The sequence below is a fragment of the uncultured Cetobacterium sp. genome, assembly GCF_947039425.1.
In the GTDB taxonomy this organism is placed as follows: domain Bacteria; phylum Fusobacteriota; class Fusobacteriia; order Fusobacteriales; family Fusobacteriaceae; genus Cetobacterium_A.
The window spans coordinates 1-2,523 of record NZ_CAMQYW010000296.1 but is presented as its reverse complement, the minus strand read 5'-3'; the positions used below and the strand labels follow the sequence as shown (position 1 = coordinate 2,523).

General features: G+C 27.9%; 2 protein-coding genes and 1 pseudogene. 1 reads left to right on the top strand and 2 read right to left on the bottom strand.

Annotation, left to right across the window (positions count from 1 at the left end; all coding sequences use genetic code 11):
* Together Q0V09_RS10745 and Q0V09_RS10740 are read right to left on the bottom strand one after the other, a co-directional pair.
* Positions 1-493: pseudogene (locus Q0V09_RS10745) on the bottom strand (amidohydrolase); the annotation flags it as partial.
* A gap of 183 nt (positions 494-676) precedes the next feature.
* Positions 677-1,543: a LysR family transcriptional regulator gene (locus tag Q0V09_RS10740; RefSeq protein WP_297489476.1), complete on the bottom strand. Its 867-nt coding sequence runs from the start codon at positions 1,541-1,543 to the stop codon at positions 677-679.
* A 118-nt stretch (positions 1,544-1,661) separates the two neighbouring features.
* On the opposite strand from Q0V09_RS10740, the gene Q0V09_RS10735 reads away from it, so the two are divergent.
* Positions 1,662-2,523 (top strand): ABC transporter substrate-binding protein (locus Q0V09_RS10735; protein ID WP_297489473.1); only part of this gene is annotated, 862 nt, incomplete at its 3' end.

Genomic DNA, 2,523 nt, shown 5'->3' with positions numbered 1-2,523 from the left:
CAGCAATTTCATCCAATATTTCTGTAATAGCTGTACAGTGTTCTAAGGTTAAATCAACATTAAACTCTTTTGCAATTCTAATTGCTGTTAAAATATCATCAGCTCTATGAGCGTGGGCTTTTAAAGGAATCTCTTTGTTTATAACAGGAAGCATAGCATCTAATTTAGCATTAAATTTTCTATTTGGATTATTTTTATATTCTATAGTTTCACGTAATAATTCACGAAGAAGAGAGGCGATTCCCATTCTTGTAACAGGAGTTTTATTTTTACCGTTATAGTTTGTTTTAGCATTTTCACCAAAGGCTATTTTCATGGCCATAGGAAACTTTAATATCATCTTATCAATTGATGAACCAAATGTTTTAATACAGGCAAATTGTCCACAGACAACATTTGCTGATCCAGGACCTGTTCCAACAGTTGTAATTCCTGCATCTAAAGCTTCTTTAAAAGTGATATCTTGAGGATTTATAGCATCAATAGCTCTCATTTCAGGAGTTAAGGGATCGTTTCTTTCATTGTGATCTGTTCCTTCAAAACCTTGACTATCTCTTTTTTTTCCACTTGCATAAGTAGTGCGTTGATTAATACCTTCATAAAATCACCCCTTTAAGTTATTAAAATATTTAAGTATTTTATATACTCCAAAGAAAGATTAAAATCAATAGAAATTTTATTTTTGTGAAAAATAATTTAAAAAATACCGAGAGACTTGAGAAAGATTTTTATTTCTTAACCAAGCGACAACTATTTGTGTTTCTAAACTTTTATTTTTAATATTTAAAATTTTTGCATTTTTATGAAATATAAGATTTTTTGAACTTTCTGGAATTATAGCTATTCCCATCCCATTTTGAGCAAGACTCATAAGAGATCTACTATCTTCACCCTCTAATAAAATTTTAGGAATAAATCCTTTTTGATAACAAGCTTCAACAATAATTTTTTTAAATCTTTTATCAATAATTAAAGGTTTATTTTCTAAATGAGATATATTGATTTCATCTAAATCTGTAAAAAATTTATCTTTATTTACAAGAGCAATCATTGGCTCTTTAAAAAGATGGATACAGTCGAAATCTTCAGAATTAAAAGGTGTTCTAATAATTCCAATTTCAATAGTTCCATGAATTAATAAATCTAAAATTTTATATGTACTTCCTTCTTTTAGTTCAAATTTAACTCCAGGATTATCTTGAGAAAACTTAGGAATAACACTAGGAAGTAAGGCAGCACTCGACGAAGCTACAAAACCTATTTTTAGAACTCCTTGAAGTTCCTTATTTAAATCTTTTATTTCTTTAACAGCATTATCTAAAAGTTCAATAATTTCAATAGACCTATTTTTTAAAAATTCACCAACTTCTGTAATTTCAAGTTTTCTAGTTGTTCTTTTAAAAAGTTGAGCTCCAATTTCTTCTTCTAGCATTTTAAGTTGATGGCTAAGAGGTGGTTGAGATATATGAAGTTTTTTAGCTGCTTTAGTTATATTTTTTTCGTTAGCTATTGTTAAAAAATATTTAAGTTGTTTTATTTCCATTTTCCCCCCGTGATTCATATTTTTTAAGTATAAATAGACTAAGTAATTAGTATTTATTTTATTTGGAAAAATATGATATATTTTTCATTATTATAACATAGTAATAAGGGGGAGATATATGAAAAGAATTGCTATATCTATTTTATCTACAATTTTTCTTTTAACAGGGTGTGGTGAAAAAGAAAATAAAAAAAATGAAAAAAAAGTTCTTATTGTTGCTCAATCAGCTGATGCTAAAAGTTTAGATCCTCATGCAACAAATGATAGTCCATCATCAGGAGTAATGGTGCAGATATATGATAACTTAGTTGGAGTTGACAAGAATTTAAAGATAGTTCCAAGTTTAGCAGAAAGCTGGGAAGAGATATCTCCTATAAAATATGAGTTTACTTTAAAAAAGGGAATAAAATTTCATAATGGAGAGGAGTTAAAAGCAAGTGATGTAGTTTTTACTTTTAATAGAATGTTAAAGTCTCCAAGAGTAAGTCATATTGTAGGACCTATGAAAAAGATAATAGCAGTATCAGATTATGTAGTTCAAGTAGAATTAAGTAATCCTTTTGCACCAATGCTACATCATTTAGCTCATCCAGCTAGTTTTATTTTAAATGAAAAAGCTGTAAATGAAAATAAAGAGAAATATGGACAAAATCCAATTGGAACAGGTCCATTTAAATTTAAAAGTTGGACTCCTGGTGATCGAGTAATTTTAGTTAAAAATGAAAATTATTTTAAAGGAGCATCAGATATTGATGAGGTAAATATGAGAGTTGTGATTGAAGCTAGTAGTAGAGTAATTGGTCTTGAAACAGGTGAGGTTGATATTGCAATAAATATAGCTCCAGTTGATTTGAATCAAATTAAATCAAATAAAGATTTAACACTTTTAGAAGAGAATGGTTTTGGAATGAACTATTTAGGGTTTAATACAGTTAAACCACCATTTAATAATAAAAATATTAGAAAAGCAGTTTCTCATG

Coding starts and splice junctions, on each gene's coding strand:
- Q0V09_RS10740 (WP_297489476.1), bottom strand. CDS start 1,543: ATGGAAATAAAACAACTTAAATATTTTTTAACAATAGCTAACGAAAAA.